The sequence below is a fragment of the Lysobacter sp. F6437 genome (genome assembly GCF_052547215.1).
This window is the reverse complement of record NZ_JBQWRB010000001.1, coordinates 1,534,235-1,553,098: the sequence shown is the minus strand read 5'-3', so window position 1 is coordinate 1,553,098 and position 18,864 is coordinate 1,534,235. Positions and strand designations below refer to the sequence as shown.

20 protein-coding genes are annotated in these 18,864 nt (G+C 68.9%); 14 read left to right on the top strand and 6 right to left on the bottom strand.

Annotation, left to right across the window (positions count from 1 at the left end):
• Window positions 1-8 precede the first annotated feature (8 nt).
• The 5 genes from hmgA (at window position 9) to ACT9F5_RS07230 (ending at window position 5,239) form a co-directional block, all read left to right on the top strand.
• The gene (gene hmgA / locus ACT9F5_RS07250; protein WP_445119210.1) at window positions 9-1,307 is read left to right on the top strand and encodes a homogentisate 1,2-dioxygenase; all 1,299 of its coding nucleotides are present in this window, start codon (window positions 9-11) and stop codon (window positions 1,305-1,307) included.
• Between the two features lie 96 nt (window positions 1,308-1,403).
• Complete coding sequence (locus ACT9F5_RS07245; RefSeq protein ID WP_445119209.1) at window positions 1,404-2,054, top strand: lectin; 651 nt, start codon at window positions 1,404-1,406, stop codon at window positions 2,052-2,054.
• Window positions 2,055-2,096: 42 nt separating this feature from the next.
• Entirely contained in the window at window positions 2,097-3,074 is a 978-nt protein-coding gene (locus ACT9F5_RS07240) for a calcium/sodium antiporter (RefSeq protein ID WP_445119208.1), read from the top strand.
• A gap of 61 nt (window positions 3,075-3,135) precedes the next feature.
• The gene (gene nhaA / locus ACT9F5_RS07235) at window positions 3,136-4,380 is read left to right on the top strand and encodes a Na+/H+ antiporter NhaA (RefSeq protein WP_445119207.1); all 1,245 of its coding nucleotides are present in this window, start codon (window positions 3,136-3,138) and stop codon (window positions 4,378-4,380) included.
• Between the two features lies 1 nt (window position 4,381).
• The gene (locus ACT9F5_RS07230) at window positions 4,382-5,239 is read left to right on the top strand and encodes an NAD-dependent epimerase/dehydratase family protein (RefSeq protein ID WP_445119206.1); all 858 of its coding nucleotides are present in this window, start codon (window positions 4,382-4,384) and stop codon (window positions 5,237-5,239) included.
• A gap of 10 nt (window positions 5,240-5,249) precedes the next feature.
• Here ACT9F5_RS07230 and ACT9F5_RS07225 read toward each other — a convergent pair whose 3' ends face one another.
• From ACT9F5_RS07225 to ACT9F5_RS07215, 3 genes are all read right to left on the bottom strand, one after another.
• Window positions 5,250-6,137 (bottom strand): EamA family transporter, encoded by an 888-nt coding sequence (locus tag ACT9F5_RS07225; RefSeq protein ID WP_445119205.1) that lies wholly within the window; start codon window positions 6,135-6,137, stop codon window positions 5,250-5,252.
• A 14-nt stretch (window positions 6,138-6,151) separates the two neighbouring features.
• Window positions 6,152-6,628, bottom strand: coding sequence for an Mpo1-like protein (locus ACT9F5_RS07220; RefSeq protein WP_445119204.1), 477 nt, complete (start codon window positions 6,626-6,628; stop codon window positions 6,152-6,154).
• Between the two features lie 139 nt (window positions 6,629-6,767).
• On the bottom strand, window positions 6,768-7,679 hold the full coding sequence (locus tag ACT9F5_RS07215) for a phosphoribosylaminoimidazolesuccinocarboxamide synthase (RefSeq protein ID WP_445119203.1): 912 nt from the start codon (window positions 7,677-7,679) through the stop codon (window positions 6,768-6,770).
• A 175-nt stretch (window positions 7,680-7,854) separates the two neighbouring features.
• Between ACT9F5_RS07215 and ACT9F5_RS07210 the strand changes: the two genes are divergently transcribed.
• The 8 genes from ACT9F5_RS07210 to ACT9F5_RS07175 all read left to right on the top strand — a co-directional run bounded on the left by ACT9F5_RS07210 (window position 7,855) and on the right by ACT9F5_RS07175 (window position 14,947).
• Window positions 7,855-8,208, top strand: coding sequence for a DnaJ domain-containing protein (locus tag ACT9F5_RS07210; protein WP_445119202.1), 354 nt, complete (start codon window positions 7,855-7,857; stop codon window positions 8,206-8,208).
• 29 nt (window positions 8,209-8,237) lie between these two features.
• Window positions 8,238-8,912, top strand: a complete 675-nt coding sequence (gene rpe / locus ACT9F5_RS07205; RefSeq protein WP_445119201.1) for a ribulose-phosphate 3-epimerase — start codon at window positions 8,238-8,240, stop codon at window positions 8,910-8,912.
• 201 nt (window positions 8,913-9,113) lie between these two features.
• Entirely contained in the window at window positions 9,114-10,142 is a 1,029-nt protein-coding gene (yegS, locus tag ACT9F5_RS07200) for a lipid kinase YegS (protein ID WP_445119200.1), read from the top strand.
• Window positions 10,143-10,350: 208 nt separating this feature from the next.
• The gene (gene trpE, locus ACT9F5_RS07195) at window positions 10,351-11,772 is read left to right on the top strand and encodes an anthranilate synthase component I (RefSeq protein WP_445119512.1); all 1,422 of its coding nucleotides are present in this window, start codon (window positions 10,351-10,353) and stop codon (window positions 11,770-11,772) included.
• A gap of 1 nt (window position 11,773) precedes the next feature.
• Window positions 11,774-12,352, top strand: coding sequence for a glutamine amidotransferase-related protein (locus ACT9F5_RS07190; RefSeq protein WP_445119199.1), 579 nt, complete (start codon window positions 11,774-11,776; stop codon window positions 12,350-12,352).
• Between the two features lie 5 nt (window positions 12,353-12,357).
• The gene (trpD, locus tag ACT9F5_RS07185; protein WP_445119198.1) at window positions 12,358-13,416 is read left to right on the top strand and encodes an anthranilate phosphoribosyltransferase; all 1,059 of its coding nucleotides are present in this window, start codon (window positions 12,358-12,360) and stop codon (window positions 13,414-13,416) included.
• Window positions 13,413-14,204: an indole-3-glycerol phosphate synthase TrpC gene (gene trpC / locus ACT9F5_RS07180; RefSeq protein ID WP_445119197.1), complete on the top strand. Its 792-nt coding sequence runs from the start codon at window positions 13,413-13,415 to the stop codon at window positions 14,202-14,204. Before trpD ends, trpC begins: the two co-directional genes overlap by 4 nt.
• On the top strand, window positions 14,201-14,947 hold the full coding sequence (locus tag ACT9F5_RS07175; RefSeq protein WP_445119196.1) for a haloacid dehalogenase-like hydrolase: 747 nt from the start codon (window positions 14,201-14,203) through the stop codon (window positions 14,945-14,947). Before trpC ends, ACT9F5_RS07175 begins: the two co-directional genes overlap by 4 nt.
• 140 nt (window positions 14,948-15,087) lie before the next feature.
• Here the strand turns inward: ACT9F5_RS07175 and crp are convergent, their stop codons facing one another.
• Complete coding sequence (gene crp, locus ACT9F5_RS07170; protein WP_445119195.1) at window positions 15,088-15,777, bottom strand: cAMP-activated global transcriptional regulator CRP; 690 nt, start codon at window positions 15,775-15,777, stop codon at window positions 15,088-15,090.
• A gap of 189 nt (window positions 15,778-15,966) precedes the next feature.
• Here crp and speD point away from each other — a divergent pair, with 189 nt between their 5' ends.
• Entirely contained in the window at window positions 15,967-16,758 is a 792-nt protein-coding gene (gene speD, locus ACT9F5_RS07165; protein WP_445098650.1) for an adenosylmethionine decarboxylase, read from the top strand.
• Window positions 16,759-16,936: 178 nt separating this feature from the next.
• On the opposite strand, the gene coq7 is transcribed toward speD, so the two are convergent.
• Together coq7 and ACT9F5_RS07155 are read right to left on the bottom strand one after the other, a co-directional pair.
• Window positions 16,937-17,578, bottom strand: a complete 642-nt coding sequence (gene coq7 / locus ACT9F5_RS07160) for a 2-polyprenyl-3-methyl-6-methoxy-1,4-benzoquinone monooxygenase (RefSeq protein ID WP_445119194.1) — start codon at window positions 17,576-17,578, stop codon at window positions 16,937-16,939.
• A complete protein-coding gene (locus ACT9F5_RS07155; protein WP_445119193.1) occupies window positions 17,575-18,759 on the bottom strand; it encodes a heterodisulfide reductase-related iron-sulfur binding cluster in 1,185 nt (394 codons plus the stop codon). Before ACT9F5_RS07155 ends, coq7 begins: the two co-directional genes overlap by 4 nt.
• Between the last annotated feature and the right edge of the window lie 105 nt (window positions 18,760-18,864).

Here is an 18,864-nt window from a genome sequence, read left to right as displayed (position 1 = left end):
CGCCGGCGATGCAATCGAACGGCTACCAGTCGGGCTTCGGCAACGAGTTCGCCAGCGAGGCCATCGCCGGCACGCTGCCGGTCGGGCGCAACTCGCCGCAGCGGGTCGCCCATGGGTTGTACGCGGAGCAGCTGACCGGCTCCGCGTTCACCGCGCCGCGCGGCGCCAACCGGCGCAGCTGGCTGTACCGGATCCGTCCGGCGGCGATGCACGGGACGTTCGAGGCCTACGCGCAGCCGCGATTGCACAACGATTTCGACGCCGGTCCGGTCAGCCCGGACCAGATGCGCTGGGACCCGTTGCCGATGCCGGGCGTCGACGCCCCGACCGATTTCGTCGACGGCCTGTTCACCATGGCCGGCAACGGCGGCCCGGCGGCGATGACCGGGGTCGGCGTGCACCTGTACGCCGCCAACGCCTCGATGCAGGGGCGGTTCTTCTACGACGCCGATGCCGAGCTGCTGATCGTGCCGCAGCAGGGCCGGCTGCACATCGCCACCGAGCTGGGCGTGCTCGAGGTCGAACCGCAGGAGATCGCGGTGATCCCGCGCGGCGTGCGCTTCCGGGTCGAGCTGCCGGACGGCGTGGCGCGCGGTTACGTCTGCGAGAACTTCGGTGCGCTGCTGCGGCTGCCCGACCTCGGCCCGATCGGCAGCAACGGCCTGGCCAACCCGCGCGACTTCCTCGCCCCGCAGGCGGCGTTCGAGGACGTCGAGGGCGACTTCGAACTGATTGCCAAGTTCCAGGGCCACCTGTGGCGCGCCGACATCGGCCACAGCCCGCTCGACGTGGTCGGCTGGCACGGCAACTACGCGCCATACAAGTACGACCTGCGCCGCTTCAACGCGATCGGCTCGATCAGCTTCGACCATCCCGATCCGTCGATCTTCCTGGTACTGCATTCGCCCAGCGACACGCCCGGCACCAGCAACATGGACTTCGCGATCTTCCCGCCGCGCTGGCTGGTGGCGCAGGACACGTTCCGGCCGCCGTGGTTCCACCGCAACATCGCCAGCGAGTTCATGGGCCTGATCCACGGCGCCTACGACGCCAAGGCCGAGGGCTTCGTGCCCGGCGGCGCCAGCCTGCACAACTGCATGACCGGCCACGGCCCGGACGCGGCGACGTTCGAGAAGGCCAGCGCGGCCGACCTGTCCAAGCCCGACGTGGTGCGCGACACCATGGCCTTCATGTTCGAGACCCGCGCGGTGATCCGTCCGACCGCGCAGGCGATCGAGGCCGCGCATCGGCAGCGCGACTACCAGGATTGCTGGGCGGGGCTGCGCAAGCATTTCGGCGCCTCGTAGCGGAACGGCATGCGGCGCGGCCGGCGGGGTCCGTTTCGCGTTGCATTCACGCCATCCCGGTAGCCTGCCGGCGTCCATTTGCAGCAGGAAATCCCGATGAAGCTTGCGTTGCCCGCACTGACCCTCATGGTCCTGGCCATGGCCGCCTGCGCCGACCGCGGCGCCGGCGACACCGCCGCCACGACCTCCCCACCGGCCGCGACGGTCGACCAGCCGAGCGAGGATATTCCGCCGGCCACCGCGCCTCCGGGCACCCCGATGCCGGGCGACCCGGCCGGGCCCGACGCCGACGACAGCAACGTCGGCGCAGCCCGCTTCGACGGCTACGGCCCGGCCCGTTTTGGCATGAGCGCCGACGAGGTCATCGCGGCCTGGGACGGCGAACTCAACGGCGAGCCCGCCGCGGACGGGTCGTCCTGTTTCCACCTCAACCCCGTTGGCCAACCGGACATCGCGTACTTCGCGCTGATGTTCGAGGGCGGCGAGTTCGTGCGCTACAGCGTGTCCAACGAAACCATGGCCGCGCCCGGTGGCGGCGAGCTCGGGATGGATGCCACGCAGATCGAGGCGCTGTACCCCGGTGTCGAGCAGCAGAACCACAAGTACGTCGAGGGCGGCCATTACCTGCGCGTGGGCCAGGAAGGCGGCGACGGCGTGCTGGTGTTCGAGACCGATGCCGACGATGTCGTCACCGAATGGCGGGTCGGCGTGCCGCCACAGGTCGATTACGTCGAAGGCTGCAGCTGATCGGCATAGAATCGGCACGATCAACCACGGGGAGCCAGGATCATGTTCGAAGCCATCGGCCTGTTCGTGCTGGGACTGGTATTGCTGGGTCTGGGTGGCGATTCGATCGTCAAGGGTTCGGCCGGGCTGGCCCAGCGTTTCGGCGCATCGCCGTTCGTTGCGGGGCTGGTGCTGGTCGCATTCGGCACCTCGCTGCCGGAGATCGCGGTCAACGTGCATGCGATCGCGCTGGGCCAACCGGATCTCGCGCTTGGCAACGCCGTGGGCAGCAACGTGGCCAACTTCGGCCTGACGCTGGGCGCGGCCGCGCTGGCGGCGCCGCTGCTGGTGCGCTGGCGCAGCCTCGGGCCGTTGTTGCTGGTGCTGGTGGTGGGCACGCTGGCAGTCATCGTGCTCGGCCTCGATGGCGGGCTCGGACGGATCGAGGGCTTCGGCCTGCTGCTCGCATTCGTGGCGGTGGTCGCCTTCGCATCCGCACGCAGCCGCCGCGAGGCGCCGGAACTGCAGGCCGAGATGGCCGCGTTCGCACGCACCAGCAATGACCTCGGACTCAACCTGATCCGCTTCGCGATCGCCGCCGTGCTGCTGTACTTCGGTTCGCGGCTGGTGGTCACCAATGCGCTGCCGCTTGGCGAAGGACTCGGCCTGTCGCCGCTGCTGACCGGCCTGATCCCGGTGGCGATCGGCACTGCCTTGCCGGAGGTCGCCGCCGCGGTGGTTGCCGCGCGCCGCGGGCAGGGCGACCTGGTGGTCGGCCACGTGGTCGGTTCCAGCGTGTTCAACCTGCTGGTGATCATCGGCGCGATGGCGGCGTGGCAACCGCTGGTGCTGCCGGGCCTGCTGGTGCGCTACGCGTTGCCGGCGGCGCTGGCGTTCGCGCTGGTGATCTACCCGATGCTGCGCGGTGACCTGCAAGTCAGCCGGCGCGAAGGCGCGATCCTGCTGGTGGGCTTCGTCGCCTGGCTGGTGTTCGAACTGGTGCTGGTCGGCAGCGCCGGAAGCGTCGCCGCGCAGGGTTGAGCGGACAGCATTGGCACGGCGAAATCCAGGGCTTCGGAACAGCGGTTGATACACTGGGCCGATGATCGAACACATCCCGGCAACGCCCCCTCCCCGCCGCCCCCTGTCGCTGCGCGCGCTACGCGCGATGACCGAGTTCCTGCGGCTCGAAGCTGCTGGCGGCATCCTGCTGATCGGCGCCGCGGTGCTGGCGATGATCGCCGCCAACTCGCCGCTCGAAGAGTTCTACGACAGCTTCCTCGAAATGCCGGTGCAGGTCCGTGTCGGCGACCTGGACATCGCCAAGCCGGCGTTGCTCTGGATCAACGACGGATTGATGGCGATCTTCTTCCTGCTGGTCGCGCTGGAGATCAAGCGCGAAGCGCTCACCGGGCAGCTGGCGGGTCGCTCGCGCCTGATCCTGCCGCTGATCTGCGCCGGCGCGGGCGTGGTTGTTCCGGCGCTGATCTTCTACTCGCTCAACCATGCCGATGCCGAGGCGATGCGTGGCTGGGCGGTGCCGACAGCGACCGACATCGCGTTCGCGCTCGGCGTGCTGGCATTGCTCGGCTCGCGCGTGCCGGTCGGCATGAAGCTGCTGCTGTCGACGATTGCCGTTGTCGACGACCTCATCGCGATCGTGATCATCGCGTTGTTCTATTCGCACGGCATGTCGGTGACCGCGCTGGCCTGGGCGGGCGCGGCGCTGGCGTTGATGTGGTTGCTGAACCGTCGCGGGGTCACCGCGTTGACGCCGTACCTCCTGCTCGGCGTGTTCCTGTGGGTGTGCGTGCTGAAGTCGGGCGTGCACGCGACCCTCGCCGGCGTTGCCACCGGCCTCATGATCCCGCACGTCGACAAGGGCAACAAGATCAATGACGAGGTCGAGCATTCGCCGCTGGAACACCTCGAGCACGCGCTGCATCCGTGGGTGGCCTACGCGATCCTGCCGGTGTTCGCGTTCGCCAACGCAGGTCTCGCACTGGGCGACCTGAGCCCGTCTTCGGCGCTGGCCGCGGTACCGCTGGGTATCGCACTGGGCCTGGTGGTCGGCAAGCCGATCGGCATCGTCGGTGCGGCGGTCGGGATGCGCGCGCTGGGATGGGCGCGTTTCCCCGACGGCATGGACCTGCGCGCGATGATCGGCCTGGGCCTGCTGTGCGGCATCGGCTTCACCATGAGCCTGTTCATCGCCTCGCTGGGTTACCGCGATCCGGTCAACTATGAGGGTGCGGTGCTTGGCGTGCTGTGTGCGTCGGTGATCGCCGCGGCCCTGGGCTATGGGTGGCTGCGTATGGTGCTGCCGGCTCGCGACCGGGTCGGCTGACGTGCGCGACGCGCTGGTGTTCGGCGGGACGGGCCAGATCGGTCGTCCCGTGATCGAGCGGCTGCGTGTGGCAGGCTGGCGGGTCACGGGCGTGTCGCGACGCGGCCAGCCCGACGCCGACGGGCTGCGCTGGCGGGTTGGCGATTTCGATGCGATGCCAACGTTGCCGAAGTCGTTCGACGCGATCATCAGCTGCGGGCCACTGGACCGGTTCGGACGCTGGTATGCGCGGGCGGACGTCGTCGCCCCGCGGGTGGTTGCGTTCGGTTCGACCAGTATCGAGACCAAGCAGGTGTCGGCCGATGCCGCCGAGCGCGACCTGGTGCGGCGCCTGGGGGAAGGCGAGCGCAACGTGTTCGAGACCGCGCGCTCGCGCGAAGCCGCGGCCACGCTGCTGCGGCCGACCCTGGTCTACGGCAGCGGGCGCGATGCCAGCCTGACCCGGATCGCGCAACTGGCGCGCCGCTGGCATCGCTTCCCGTTGCCGCGCGATGCCGTCGGCTTGCGCCAACCGGTGCACGTCGACGACCTCGCCGATGCGGCGATGTGCTGCCTCGAGCAGGCGGCCAGCTCCGGCCGCGCCTACGCGGTGCCCGGTGGCGAGACGTTGCCGTATCGCGAAATGGTCGCGCGCGTGCTGTCCACGCTGCAGCCGCCGGCACGACTGATCGAGCTGCCGCCGGCACTGTTCAAACTGGTCCTGCGCGTCGCCCAGGCCAGTGGTCGCGCGCGCGGGCTCGGCGGCGCCGCGGTGGCGCGCATGCAGGACGACCTGGTGTTCGATGCCACGCCCGCGCGCAATGATTTCGGCTATTCGCCGCGGCCGTTCCAGCCCGCCGCGGAGATGTTCGAGCCGTGACGGCCGGCGCCTAGATTTCCTTCGCCAGCGGCATCGTCCGCGACTTCTTCAACGCACGCAGCGCCACGCCGAGCACGCCGCCGAGCACCATCGCGCCACCGATATACAGGCGCGGGCCGGGCCGGTCGCCCCAGAACGCGATGCCCAGTCCGACCGCCATCACCGGTACCAGCAACAGCCACGGCGTGACCTGCGCGACCGGATGCTTCTGCACCAGCACGTAGTACAGCCCGTGCCCGAGCAGCGAGGAAATGAACGCCGCATAGGCCACGCCGACCCAGGCCACCCAGCTGGCCGAGGCCAGCGCCGGGATCGCCCCCGGCTCAAGCACGATGCTGATCGCCAGCAGCGGCAGCACCGCGATCAGCGCCGTCCAGCCCTGCATGCTGTAGGCGTCCAGCCCGCGCAGGCCCTTCATGAGGACCGTGCCGATCGCCAGGAACAGCGCCGACACCAGCATCAGGCCCAGCGCCAGCGGATCGTCCAGCACCAGCGGGTCGAACCCCAGCACCATCACCCCGCCGAAACTGATCGCGATCGCCAGCCCGGTGCGCCATGCGAATTTCTCGCCCAGCACGACCCACGCCAGCAACGTGGTCATCGGGATGTAGCTCTGGATCACGATCGCCGGCGATGACAGGTCGCCAGCCATCTTCAGCGCGACGAAACTCAGGCCGAAATGCAGCACGCCGACGCACAGGCACACCGACAGCAGCCGCGGCCACTGCCCCGGCGCCGGCCGCTTGATCAGGAACAGCAGTGGCAACCCGAGCGCGATGAAGCGCAGCGCGGTGAAGAGGAACGGCGGCACCTCGCGCAGCGCGTAGGCCGAGGTCAGGAAGTTGCCGGCCCAGGCGACGCAGACCAGCAGGACCAGGACGATGTCGCGCGATGACATGTCAGCAAATCATCTCAGTAGGACCATCCCAGCTTGCGGTACAACTTCGCCAGCACCCAGGCCGGGCCGATCAGCAGGTAGGTCAGGTCGGTCAGGAAACTCGGCTTGCGGCCTTCGATCTTGTGGCCGACGAACTGGCCGATCCACGCCACCACGAATACCGCGATCGCCAGCCACAAAAGGTTCGTCGTGCCGAGGCTGTCATGCAGCCAGCGGGTCAGCCACCCGAGCGCGACGAACGCCACGAGCATGCCCACGCCGAGTTTCCGCGAGGCGCGGTAATAGAACATCCATGCGCCGAACATCGCGATCCCGGCCCAGAACCCGGCGCGGAACCAGGTGCCGGGCGACGGTACGCACCACAACAGCGCGATCACGCTCCACAGGATCGCGGGCACGCAGGCCACGTGGATCCACTGGTTGGTCGCGCTGCGATGGTCGCCGGAATAGCTGGCGAACCAGCGGTCGATCGGGCGTTGCGTCGCGGACATTTCGATCTCCGGCAGTGCGGGGTGTTTGTAGGAGCGGCTTCAGCCGCGATCTGGAGTCGGCGCAGGCGAACAGTTTCCGATCGCGGCTAAAGCCGCTCCTGCAAACGCAGGAGGTCCAGTCGGACAAAGCGGGCGGGACTCAGTCTATTGCAATGCCCGCCAGCTTCCACAGTGCTTCGGCGTAACGTGCGCGGGTCCGCTCGATCACCTCTTCCGGCAGCTTCGGGCCCGGTGCGGCCTTGTCCCAGTCCAGCGTCTCCAAGTAGTCGCGCACGATCTGCTTGTCGTAGCTCGGTGGGCTGGTACCGACCTTGTACTCGTCGGCCGGCCAGTAACGCGAGGAGTCCGGCGTCAGCATTTCGTCCATGACGTACAGCCGGCCATCGGCGTCGGTGCCGAACTCGAACTTGGTGTCGGCCAGCAGGATGCCGCGCTCGGCGGCGTAGTCCGCGGCGAAGCGGTACAGCCGCAGGGTCGCGTCGCGTACCGCCTCGGCCAGCTCGGCGCCGCACAGGCGCACGGCGGTGTCGAAGTCGATGTTCTCGTCGTGGTCGCCGACCGCGGCCTTGGTCGACGGGGTGAAGATCGGCTCGGCCAGCTTCTGCGCCTGCTGCAGGCCGTCGGGCAGGGCGATGCCGCTGATCCGGCCGGTGCGCTGGTAATCCTTCCAGCCGCTGCCGATCACGTAGCCGCGGGCGATGCATTCGATCGGCACCGGCTTGAGCCGCTTGGTCACCACCGCGCGACGGGCGTACAGCGCCGGGTCGACCCCGGCGGGGAGCACGTCGGCGACGTCGATCCCGGTCAGGTGGTTGGCGACGATGTGGCTGGTCTTGCCGAACCAGAAGTTGCTGATCTGGCACAGCATTTCGCCCTTGCCCGGGATCGGGTCGGGCAGCACCACGTCGAACGCGCTGAGGCGGTCGGTCGCGACCATGAGGAGATTGTCGCCGGGCAGGTCGAACACGTCGCGGACCTTGCCGCGGTGGCGCAACGGCAGGCCGGGCAGGTCGGATTCGGAAAGCGCGGGTCGCAGCAGGGTGTTGGACAACGTCGGATCCCTTGGTGGCACGTGATCCCCGCCTGCGCCGGGGCGACTGTCGGCCGCCGGTTCCACGCGCGCGTGCGCGACGGGGCCGGGCAGTGTACGACGGTCCGCGCCCGGCTGCAGGTAAACTGCCCGCCTTGGCACCGGGCGAACCGGGGAGCGCGATGGTGCGGCACCGATGACCCGCTGGTACGGCAAGTTGCTGGGTGTCGTCATTGGTGTCGCCTTGCTGCGATCGCGTCCCTTGCTGGGCGCCGTGCTGGGATTGCTGGTCGGGCACGCGTTCGACCGTGGCTGGTTCGGGCTTGGTTCGTCCGGGCGGCGATCGGGTCCGGCTTCGCCCCGCCCGGAGCGCGATGATCCCTATGCGGTGCTGGGCGTGGCCCCCAATGCCAGCGACGCCGAGATCGAGCAGGCCTATCGGCGCCTGATCTCGCGCCACCATCCCGACCGGGCCGGCGGCGTCGAGGCGCGGGCCCGCGAGATCAACCGCGCCTACGACCGCATCCAGGCCCTGCGCAAGCCCAAATGATCGTCCGCGATACCAACCGAGGCCCCGTTATGCACCCCACCGTCATCGCCCCGTCCATCCTTTCCGCCGACTTCGCCCGCCTCGGCGAGGAGGTCGACAACGTCATCAAGGCCGGCGCCGACTGGGTCCATTTCGACGTCATGGACAACCATTACGTGCCCAACCTGACCATCGGCCCGCTGGTCTGCGAGGCGTTGCGCAAGCATGGCGTGACCGCGCCGATCGACGTGCACCTGATGGTCGAGCCGGTCGACCGCATCGTGCCGGACTTCGCCAAGGCCGGTGCGTCGATGATCAGCTTCCACCCCGAGGCCAGCCGCCATGTCCACCGCACCGTGCAGCTGATCAAGTCGCACGGCTGCCAGGCCGGGCTGGTGCTCAATCCCGGTACGCCGGTCGAGGTGCTCGACTACGTGCTCGACGAGCTCGACATGGTGCTGCTGATGTCGGTCAACCCGGGCTTCGGCGGGCAGGCCTTCATCCCGTCCACGCTGGACAAGCTGCGCCGCGTGCGCGAGCGGATCGATGCCAGCGGGCGCGCGATCCGGCTGGAGATCGACGGTGGGGTCAAGGTCGACAACATCGCCGAGATCGCGGCGGCCGGTGCAGACACCTTCGTCGCCGGTTCGGCGATCTTCAACGCCCCCGACTATGCCGACGTGGTCGGCCGGATGAAGGCGGCGGTGGCCGGCGTGCGCGGTTGAGGCCACCGGAAAAGGAAGACCGATGTCCCGGGGAGGGCATCGGTCTTCAGTAATGATTGGAGGCAATCCCGCCTCCGCCGGTCGTCCCTGTTATGGCCTTCCATGCTCCGTGCATTGCATGACGCGGTGATGACAGCCGGCGCAGTTTGTGGCCCCTGCCGTGCGTGGCCGCTTTCACGACGATATTGCTAGCCTGTCGCGATGACCGAATCCCGACCCGTGCAGGGCACGCCGCGCTGGCGCCTGATCCTCAACGGCAAGTCCGCCGGCGACGAACCGTTGCGCGCGGCGGTGGCGGCGATGCGCGAACAGGGCATCGCGCTGACCGTGCGGGTGACCTGGGAAGAGGGCGACGCCGAGCGCTATGTCGCCGAGGCGATCGCGGACGGCGTCGACACCGTGATCGCGGCCGGCGGCGACGGCACCCTGAGCGAAGTGGCGACCACGCTCGCGCACCGCGACGCGGACGCCGATGCCTTGCCGAGCCTGGCGCTGGTGCCGATGGGGACTGCCAACGACTTCGCCAGCGCCGCCGGGATTCCGCTGGAACCCGACGCCGCGCTGGAACTGGTGCGCAGCGCGACCGCGCAACCGATCGACCTGCTGCGGATCGACAGCGGCGACCGCGTCCACTGGTGCGCCAACCTCGCCAGCGGCGGCTTCGGCACCCAGGTCACGGTCGAGACCGACGAAGGCCTGAAGAAAATGCTCGGCGGGCTGGCCTACATGATCACCGGCATCGCCAGGCTCGGCCGGATCGAACCGATCCAGGCCCGCATCAGCGCGACCACCGCCGCCGGCGAGGCGTTCGAATGGCAGGGCGGCTTCATTGCGCTGGGCATCGGCAACGGCCGCCAGGCCGGCGGTGGCCAGGCGCTGTGTCCGGACGCGGTGATCGATGACGATCTGCTTGACCTGACCATCGTCCCCGAACTCGAAGGCGAGGTCGGTGCCACCCTTGGCGCGCTGATGGCGGAGGGCAAGGAGGCCGCGCTCGATCGCGTGGCGGTGCGCCGGCAACTGCCGTGGGTCGAGATCGAGGCGCCCGGACCGCTGACCCTCAACCTCGACGGCGAGCCAGTCGAATCGACCCGTTTCCATGTCGACTGCGTGGCCCGGCGCGTGCGCATGCACCTGCCGCCGGGTTGCCCCTTGCTGCGGCCGCCCGGCAACCCGTTGCCAGCCACGGACGAGGCGCCCGAACCCCCGCCCGGGCTGGTCATGGCGTAAACTGCGCCGATGAATTTCCGGGCGAACCAGTTTTTCCACGATGCCGGTGCCTGCGGTGCCGACACGGGCTGGCGATGGTGGCTTGCCGCCGCCGTCCACGTCCCGTCGCATCCCGAGGAAATGCCGAGTGTCCACGCCCGACAGCCAGTTCGAACGCTTCACCCAGCAGGCCGCTGACGGCCATACCCGCATCCCGGTGGTGCGCGAGGTGTTTTCCGACCTCGACACCCCGCTGTCTGTCTACCTGAAACTCGCCGACGGCCCGCATACCTACCTGTTCGAATCTGTCGAGGGTGGCGAGCGCTTCGGCCGCTATTCGATCATCGGCCTGCCGGCGACCCGTGTGTACGCGTTCGCAGGCCACACGCTTTATGTCACCGAGCACGGCGAGCTGGTCGAGGCGCGCGAGGTCGAAGACCCGTTCGCCGAGGTCGAGCGCCTGCGCACGCAATTCTCGGTGCCGCGGATCGAGGGCTTGCCGGGCTTCACCGGTGGACTGGTCGGCTGGTTCGGCTTCGAGTGCATCCAGTACATCGAGCCGCGGCTTGCAACCGGCGAGAAGCCCGACGAACTCGGCACCCCCGACATCCTGCTGATGCTCAGCGAGGAGGTCGCGGTGTTCGACAACCTCAAGGGCCGGCTGTACCTGATCGTCCACGCCGACCCGGCCGAACCGCAGGCGTATGCGCGTGCCAACCGTCGCCTCGACCAACTGGTCCACCGCCTGCGCAACAGCGGCGCGACCTATCCCGAGACGCTCGATCCCAATGGCCTGGACGAGGCCGATTTCGTCTCCGGCTTCACCCGCGAAGGCTTCATCGACGCGGTCGAGAAGTCGAAGGAGTACATCCGCGCCGGCGACATCTTCCAGGTCGTGCTGAGCCAGCGCCTCAGCGTGCCGTTCAAGGCGCGCCCGGTCGATGTCTACCGCGCCCTGCGCGCGTTGAATCCGTCGCCATACATGTACTTCCTCGACGTCGGCGAGATGCAGGTGGTGGGCTCCTCCCCGGAGATCCTCGTCCGGCTCGAACATGACGAAGCCGGCCGCGGCATCGTCACCGTGCGGCCGATCGCCGGCACCCGCCCGCGTGGCGCGACCCCGGCGGAGGACGCCGCGCTGGAGGTCGAGTTGCTCGCCGACCCGAAGGAGCGCGCCGAACACCTGATGCTGATCGACCTCGGTCGCAACGATGTCGGCCGGGTCAGCGAGCCGGGTACGGTCGAGGTCGGCGAGCAGTTCGTGATCGAACGCTACAGCCACGTCATGCACATCGTCAGCGAAGTGACCGGCACGCTGAAACCGGGCCTCGGCTACGCCGACGTGCTGCGCGCGACGTTCCCGGCCGGCACCGTCAGCGGCGCGCCGAAGATCCGCGCGCTGGAGGTCATCCGCGAGCTGGAGCCGATCAAGCGCAACGTCTACGCCGGCAGCATCGGCTACCTCGGCTGGCATGGCGACGCCGACACCGCGATCGCGATCCGCACCGCAGTCATCCAGGACGGCCGCCTGCATGTGCAGGCCGGCGCCGGCATCGTCTACGACTCCGACCCGGAAAAGGAATGGGAAGAAACCATGAGCAAGGGGCGCGCGCTGTTCCGCGCGGTCGCCGAAGCGGCGCGGGGACTCTGACATGGTCCTGATGATCGACAACTACGACAGCTTCACCTGGAACCTCGTGCAGTACCTGCAGGTGCTCGGTGCCGAGGTGCGGGTGGTGCGCAACGACGAACTATCGGTGGCGCAGATCGAGGCATTGGCGCCGGAACGCATCGTGATCTCGCCTGGCCCATGCACGCCCAACGAGGCCGGTGTTTCGGTCGAACTGATCCGCCAGTTGGGCGCACGCACGCCGATCCTCGGCGTCTGCCTCGGCCACCAGAGCCTGGGCCAGTGCTACGGCGGCGACGTGGTGCGGGCCAAGACGATCATGCACGGCAAGACCTCGCGCATCCGGCACGAGGGCAGTGGCGTGTTCGCCGGTTTGCCGGACGACTTCGACGCCACGCGCTACCACTCGCTGGTGGTCGCGCGCGAGACGCTTCCGGCCTGCCTCGAGATCACCGCATGGACCGACCACGATGACGGTTCATTCGACGAGATCATGGGCCTGCGCCACCGCGAGCATCCGGTCGAGGGCGTGCAGTTCCATCCCGAGTCGATCCTGACCGAGCACGGCCACGCGTTGCTGAAGAACTTCCTGGAGCGTTGAACGAGATGCCGATCACCCCGCAAGAAGCCCTGCAGCGCACCATCGAGCACCGCGAGATCTTCCACGACGAGATGGTCGACCTGATGCGCATGATCATGCGCGGCGAGGTCTCGCCATTGATGACCGCGGCGATCATCACCGGCCTGCGGGTCAAGAAGGAAACCGTCGGCGAGATCGCCGGCGCGGCGCGGGTAATGCGCGAGTTCGCACGGCCGGTCGAGGTCGCCGACCGCACCCACCTGGTCGACATCGTCGGCACCGGTGGCGATGGAGCCCATACCTTCAACATCTCCACCGCCAGCAGCTTCGTGATTGCCGCGGCCGGTGGCCGGGTCGCCAAGCACGGCGGCCGCAGCGTGTCGTCCAAGTCCGGCAGTGCCGATGCGTTCGAGGCGCTGGGCGCGTCGATCGAACTGCAGCCCGGACAGGTCGCGCGCTGCATCGAGCGCACCGGCATCGGCTTCATGTACGCGCCGCTGCACCACCCGGCGATGAAGATGGTGGCGCCGGTGCGCAAGGAGATGGGCGTGCGCACGCTGTTCAACATCCTCGGCCCGCTGACCAACCCGGCCAACGCGCCGAGCATCCTGATGGGCGTGTTCCACCCCGACCTGGTCGGTATCCAGGTCCGCGTGCTGCAGGAAATGGGCGCCGAGCGTGCGCTGGTGGTGTGGGGTCGCGACGGCATGGATGAGCTGTCGCTCGGCGCGGGTTCGCTGGTCGGCGAGCTGCGTGACGGCGAGGTGCGTGAGTACGAGGTGCACCCGGAGGACTACGGCATCGCGATGGCGGCCAGCCGCAACCTGCAGGTCGCCAACCCCGCCGAATCGATCGCGATGCTGCGCGAGGCGCTGGACGGCGTCGATGGCCTGCCGCGCGAGATCGTCGCGTTCAATGCCGGCGCCGCGCTGTACGTGGCCGGCGTGGCCGAAGACATCGGCGACGGCATCGATCGCGCGCGCAAGGCGATCGCGTCCGGCGCCGCGCGGGCCAAGCTCGACGAGTTCGTGGCGGTGACCCGGGAGTTGGCGGGGCATGGCCTGGCCGGCGAGGGCGCTCGATGAGCGACATCCTCGCCACTATCCTCGCGCGCAAGCACGAGGAGATCCGTCAGCGCAGCCAGATCCGCACGCTCGACAGCGTCCGCGCGCGCGCCGCCAGCCAGCCGCCGACGCGCGGCTTCGTCGAGGCGATCCGGCGCAAGCACGCCGCGGGCGAGGCCGCAGTGATCGCCGAGGTCAAGAAGGCCAGCCCGTCGAAGGGGCTGATCCGCAAGGACTTCGACCCGGCGGCGATCGCGCGCAGCTACGAGGCCGGCGGTGCGGCATGCCTGTCCGTGCTGACCGATGTCGACTTCTTCCAGGGCAGCAACCGCTACCTCGGCGAGGCGCGCGACGCCTGCAGCCTGCCGGTGCTGCGCAAGGACTTCATCGTCGACCCCTACCAGGTCTACGAGGCGCGAATGATCGGCGCCGACTGCATCCTGTTGATCGTCGCCGCGCTGGAAGATGGCCCGCTGGTGGAGATGGCCAACCTCGCGCACGAGCTCGGCATGGACGTGCTGGTCGAGGTCCACGACATCGATGAACTGGAGCGCACGCTGCAGGCCGACTGCGAGCTGGTCGGGGTCAACAATCGCGACCTGCGCAGCTTCGAGGTCTCGCTCGACACGTCGCTCGACCTCAAGACCGCCGTGCCGCCGGACCGCACGATGGTCACCGAAAGCGGCATTGCCAGCCGCGACGACGTGGCCCGGCTGCGCGGCGCCGGCATCCACACGTTCCTGATCGGCGAGTCGTTCATGCGCGAGCCCGACCCGGGGGCGGCGCTGCAGCGGATGTTCGCGCCGTGAGCGTCGCCGGTCCGGCCACGCGTTACGCCTATCCCGACAGCCGCGAGGGCGCGCCGCTGGTGGTGTTCGATTTCGACCACACCCTGTACGACGGCGACTCCGGCGGCCACCTGTTCGCCTGGCTGATCCGTCGCGTCTGGTGGCGCTGTTTGCTGGCGCTGCTGATCGCGCCGGTGTTCGGGCCGATGGTGGCGTTCCTGCCGACCCGTCGGGTCGGCATCTCCGGTTTTGTCTGGGCGGGGACGATCGGTTTCCATCGCCGCCGCGACCTCGACGCGCTGATCGATCGCTACGTCGCGCGCCACGCCGACGAGATCCGGGCGCGGCTGCTGCCGGTCGCGTTGGAAGTACTGCACGGGCACCGCGAAGCCGGCGACAGGGTGGTGATCGCCACCGGCGCGCCGCCGGAACTGGCGCGGGCGATCCTCGCCTTCGTCGCCCACGAGGATCTGCCGGTGGTCGGTACCCAGGTCGGCCCGCGGTTCGGCGCGGTGGTCGCCACGCGCCACTGCCACAACGAAATGAAGATGACGATGCTGCGCGAGGCCGGCTTCCCCGCGCCGGTCGCCGTCGCATACTCCGACAGCAGTGCAGATCTGCCGTTGTTGCTGGCCGCCGAAAAGCCGGTGGTGGTGAACCCGAAGGCGGATCGTGTCGAGATGTTCCGCCGCGTGCTACCGGCCGGCACCCCGATCCTCAACTGGGGCTGTCCCGGTCGCGCCGGCGCCCCGACGCCCTTGTAGGAGCGGCTTCAGCCGCGATCGGCAGTCGTCCGCCTGCGCCGACTTCAGATCGCGGCTGAAGCCGCTCCTACAGTTTCGGGGTCCCCAAACAAAACGGGCGACCCGCGGGGCCGCCCGTTGCGCTTGAAGCGATGTACGCCTCAACGCGTGCCGTACAGCACCACCGTCTTGCCGCGGGCATGCAGCTTGCCGTCGGCCTGCAGCTTCTTGAGCACGCGGCCGGCCATCTCGCGGGAGCAGCCGACCAGGCGCGACAACTCCTGGCGGGACACGCGCAACTGGGTGCCGTCCGGGTGGCTCATCGCCTCGGGCTCCTTGGCCAGGTCGTGCAGCGCGCGGACGATGCGATCGGTGACGTCGAGGAATGCCAGGCGGCCGGCTTTCCTGCTGGTATCGAGCAACCGTCGGGAGATCTGCGCACCGATCGAGTACAGCAGCTTCGGCGCGTCGGTGGCCAGCCGCGAAAGCAGCAGGTCGTAGAAGCGCTCGTGGCCGATCTCAGCCAGTTCGCACGGGGTGCGGGTGCGCAGGATCACTTCGCGCTGGTCGTTCTCGATGAACAGTCCCAGCTCGCCGACGAACTCGCCGGGGCCGAAGTAGCCGAGGACGAGCTCGCGGCCGTCGTCCTCCTCGGTGATGATGCTGACCGAGCCGGACACCACGTAGTACAGGGTGCTGGCCGGATCGCCCGGGCGGAACACGTCCGTGCGCGACGGGTACCGCCGACGATGGCAGTGGGCAAGGAATCGTTCGATGACCGCGCCGTCGGGCAGCAGCGGGCTGTTGGTTTTACGCAGAGCAGTCAATGGGGCTACCAGGTTGGCGGACATAGGTTGGGCGCTCGAGGCATCCGGCGAGCTTAGGTCGAACTGGCGCCGCGTGGCAAATCCCGCCGCTGAGGGGCAGCGGCGGGCGCACCTGCGCGCGAGGCCGCCAGCGGAGGGTCGAGGCCGTGGATTTTCCCCGCGCAGCCAATTGCCCCATAATTCCCGCCCTGTCCGACGTACCGGGAAACAACCGTGGTCAAACCGTTGCCGCGCCTGAGGTTGCAGGGTTTCAACAACCTCACCAAGGCACTCTCGTTCAACATCTACGATGTGAGCTTCGCCGCGTCCGAAGAGGAGCGGCAGCGCTACATCGAGTACATCGACGAGGCCTACAACGCCGATCGGCTGACCCAGATCCTCACCGACGTGGCCGATATCATCGGTGCCAACATCCTCAACATCGCCCGGCAGGACTACGACCCGCAGGGCGCGTCGGTCACCATCCTCATCTCCGAGGAACCGGTGATCGACAAGAAGGATGCCAAGGGCGTGATCTCCGATGCGGTGGTCGCGCACATGGACAAGTCGCACATCACCGTGCACACCTATCCGGAGACCCATCCGGACAATGGCATCGCGACCTTCCGCGCCGATATCGACGTGGCGACCTGCGGGGTGATTTCGCCGCTGAAGGCACTCAATTACCTGATCGAATCGCTTGAGTCCGACATCGTGATCATGGACTACCGCGTCCGTGGCTTCACCCGCGACGTCAAGGGCAAGAAGCATTACATCGACCACAAGATCAACTCGATCCAGGACTACCTGCACAAGAACATCCGCTCGCGCTACGAGATGCTCGACGTCAATGTCTACCAGGAAAACATCTTCCACACGAAGATGCACCTGAAGGATTTCGACCTCGACCAGTACCTGTTCGAGGAGAAAGCGCGCAACCTGTCGTTCAAGGAGCGGATGAAGATCGAGGCGCGGCTGAAGCGCGAGATCGAGGAGCTGTACCACGGGCGCAACCTGGTCGATTGAGCTGGGGTTCGCACTAGGAAAAGGCCGGCGATCGCCGGCTTTTTTGTGTCCGCATGGCCAGCGCCCACCCTGCACCCGTGCACCATGTAGGAGCGGCTTCAGCCGCGATTTGAAGTCGGCGCGGGCGGACGACCCCCCGATCGAGGCTGAAGCCGCTCCTGCAAAAGCACTGGCGTGCTCAGATCCGGTACGCGACCGTCTTCATCAGCTTCGAAGCGGCCGCCATCACGCTCGGCACCGGCGGCGGCAGGATCCGCGCGCCGGCCGCTTCGGCATTGGCGGCATGGCGGGCCTCGTCGGCCTTCATCACCCCGAGGATCGCGCGGCTGCGGGCATCGGCCGGGGGCAGCGACTCCAGGTGTTCGTCGATGTGGGCCTCGACCTGGCGTTCGGTCTCGACCACGAAGCCGAGGTTCCAGCCGTCGCCGCGCAGGCCGGCGAGCGCGCCGATGGCGTAGCTGCCGGCGTACCACAGCGGGTTGAGCAGGCTGGGGCGGCTGTCGAGTTCGCGCAGGCGCTGGTGGCACCAGGCGAGGTGGTCGGTCTCTTCCTGTGCGGCGTCGAGCAGGTGGGCGCGGGTCGTCTCGTCGCGCGCCACCGCGGCCTGGCCGCAGTACAGCGCCTGGGCGCAGACCTCGCCGACGTGGTTGATCCGCATCAGGCCGGCCGAGTGGCGGCGCTCGTCGTCCTCCAGCACGATCTCGGCCTGGCCGGCCGCGGGGTTCGGGCGCAGTGCCGGCGGCGCGCCGAACACGGTTTCGAGGGCGCGCTGGGCGTCGCCGAGCAGGCGGTCGAGCGGGGACAGGGTGCGAGCGGTCATGGCGTCGATTCTACGGCGGGACGGTGAGCGGGCGGTGCAGGCACCAGGGCGTCGGCGAGGAATTCCAGCGGGTGTCGCACCGGCAGGTCGGTGCCGCCGGCCAGGTGCAGGCGGCAGCCGATATTGGCGCTGAGCAGGGCGGCCGCACCGCTGGCGGCGAGCTGGTCGAGCAGCGGCTGGCGGTAGTCGGCGGCGCGGCCGGGGTCGGTCAGCATCTGCAGGCCGGCCGCGCCGCAGCAGCCGAAGCCGGCATCGAGTTCGATCACGGTCAGCCCCGGCACCTGCGCCAACAGCCGGCGCAATGCCGGCACCGACCGCACCACGTTGCGCTGGGTGCAGGGCAGGTGCAGGGCGATGCGCTCGCTGCGTTCGGCGAAGTGCAGCTGTGCGCGGTGGGCGTCGAGGAACGCCAGAGCGTCGACGGTTGCCGGCCCGAGCGCGGTGGCGACGGCCTCGTGGCAGCCACTGGCCAGCGTCAGCACGCGATCCTGGCCGGAGAATGCGGCGCGGTTGATTGCCGCGAGCTGGCCGGCGCCAAAGGTGTCACCGGCGTGGGCGTGCAGGCTGCCGCAACAGCCTTGTGCCACCGGGACCCGCAATTCGATCGACAGGGCCGCGCACAGTCGGGTCAGTGCGGCGCGCGTCGCCGATTCGTAGGGGCCGGCGACGCAGCCGATGAACAACGCCGCCGATCCCGCGGCCATTGCGGTGGCCGGGGGCGGTTCCGTCTGCGGCGTGGGCGCCGGTGGCGGCGGTAGCAGGCGCCATTGCCGCGGCAGCAGCGGGTGGCCGAAGCGGTATAGCGTCAGCAGCCCGGCGAGCAGGCGCGGCCGGGCGACCAGCGCGCCGGCCAGGCGTTGCCGCAGCTCCGGCCGCCGGCGCCCGCGCTGCCGACGCCGGGCCTCGACCAGCAATGCGCCATACTCCACCCCGGCCGGGCACACCGCTTCGCAGCTGCGGCAGCCCAGGCAGTGGTCCAGATGGGTGTCGCCAACGGCAGTCGGTTCGATGGTTTCCAGTGCCCAGGCCCGTGCCAGCGCGATCCGGCCGCGCGGCGACTCGGCTTCGAGCCGGTCATGCCGGTAGGTCGGGCAGGCCGGAAGGCACAGGCCGCATTGCACGCAGCGGTCGGCCAGCGCCACCAGCGGATCGACGGGTGGCGGGCGCATGGCAGGGGGCATGCCGGGATGCTAACATGGGCGGTTCAGTGAGCTTGCAGTGCAGCGCAAGGCCCGCTATCATTCCGCCTCTTTCGTTTCCGCTATACCAAAACGCGCGGCGAAATT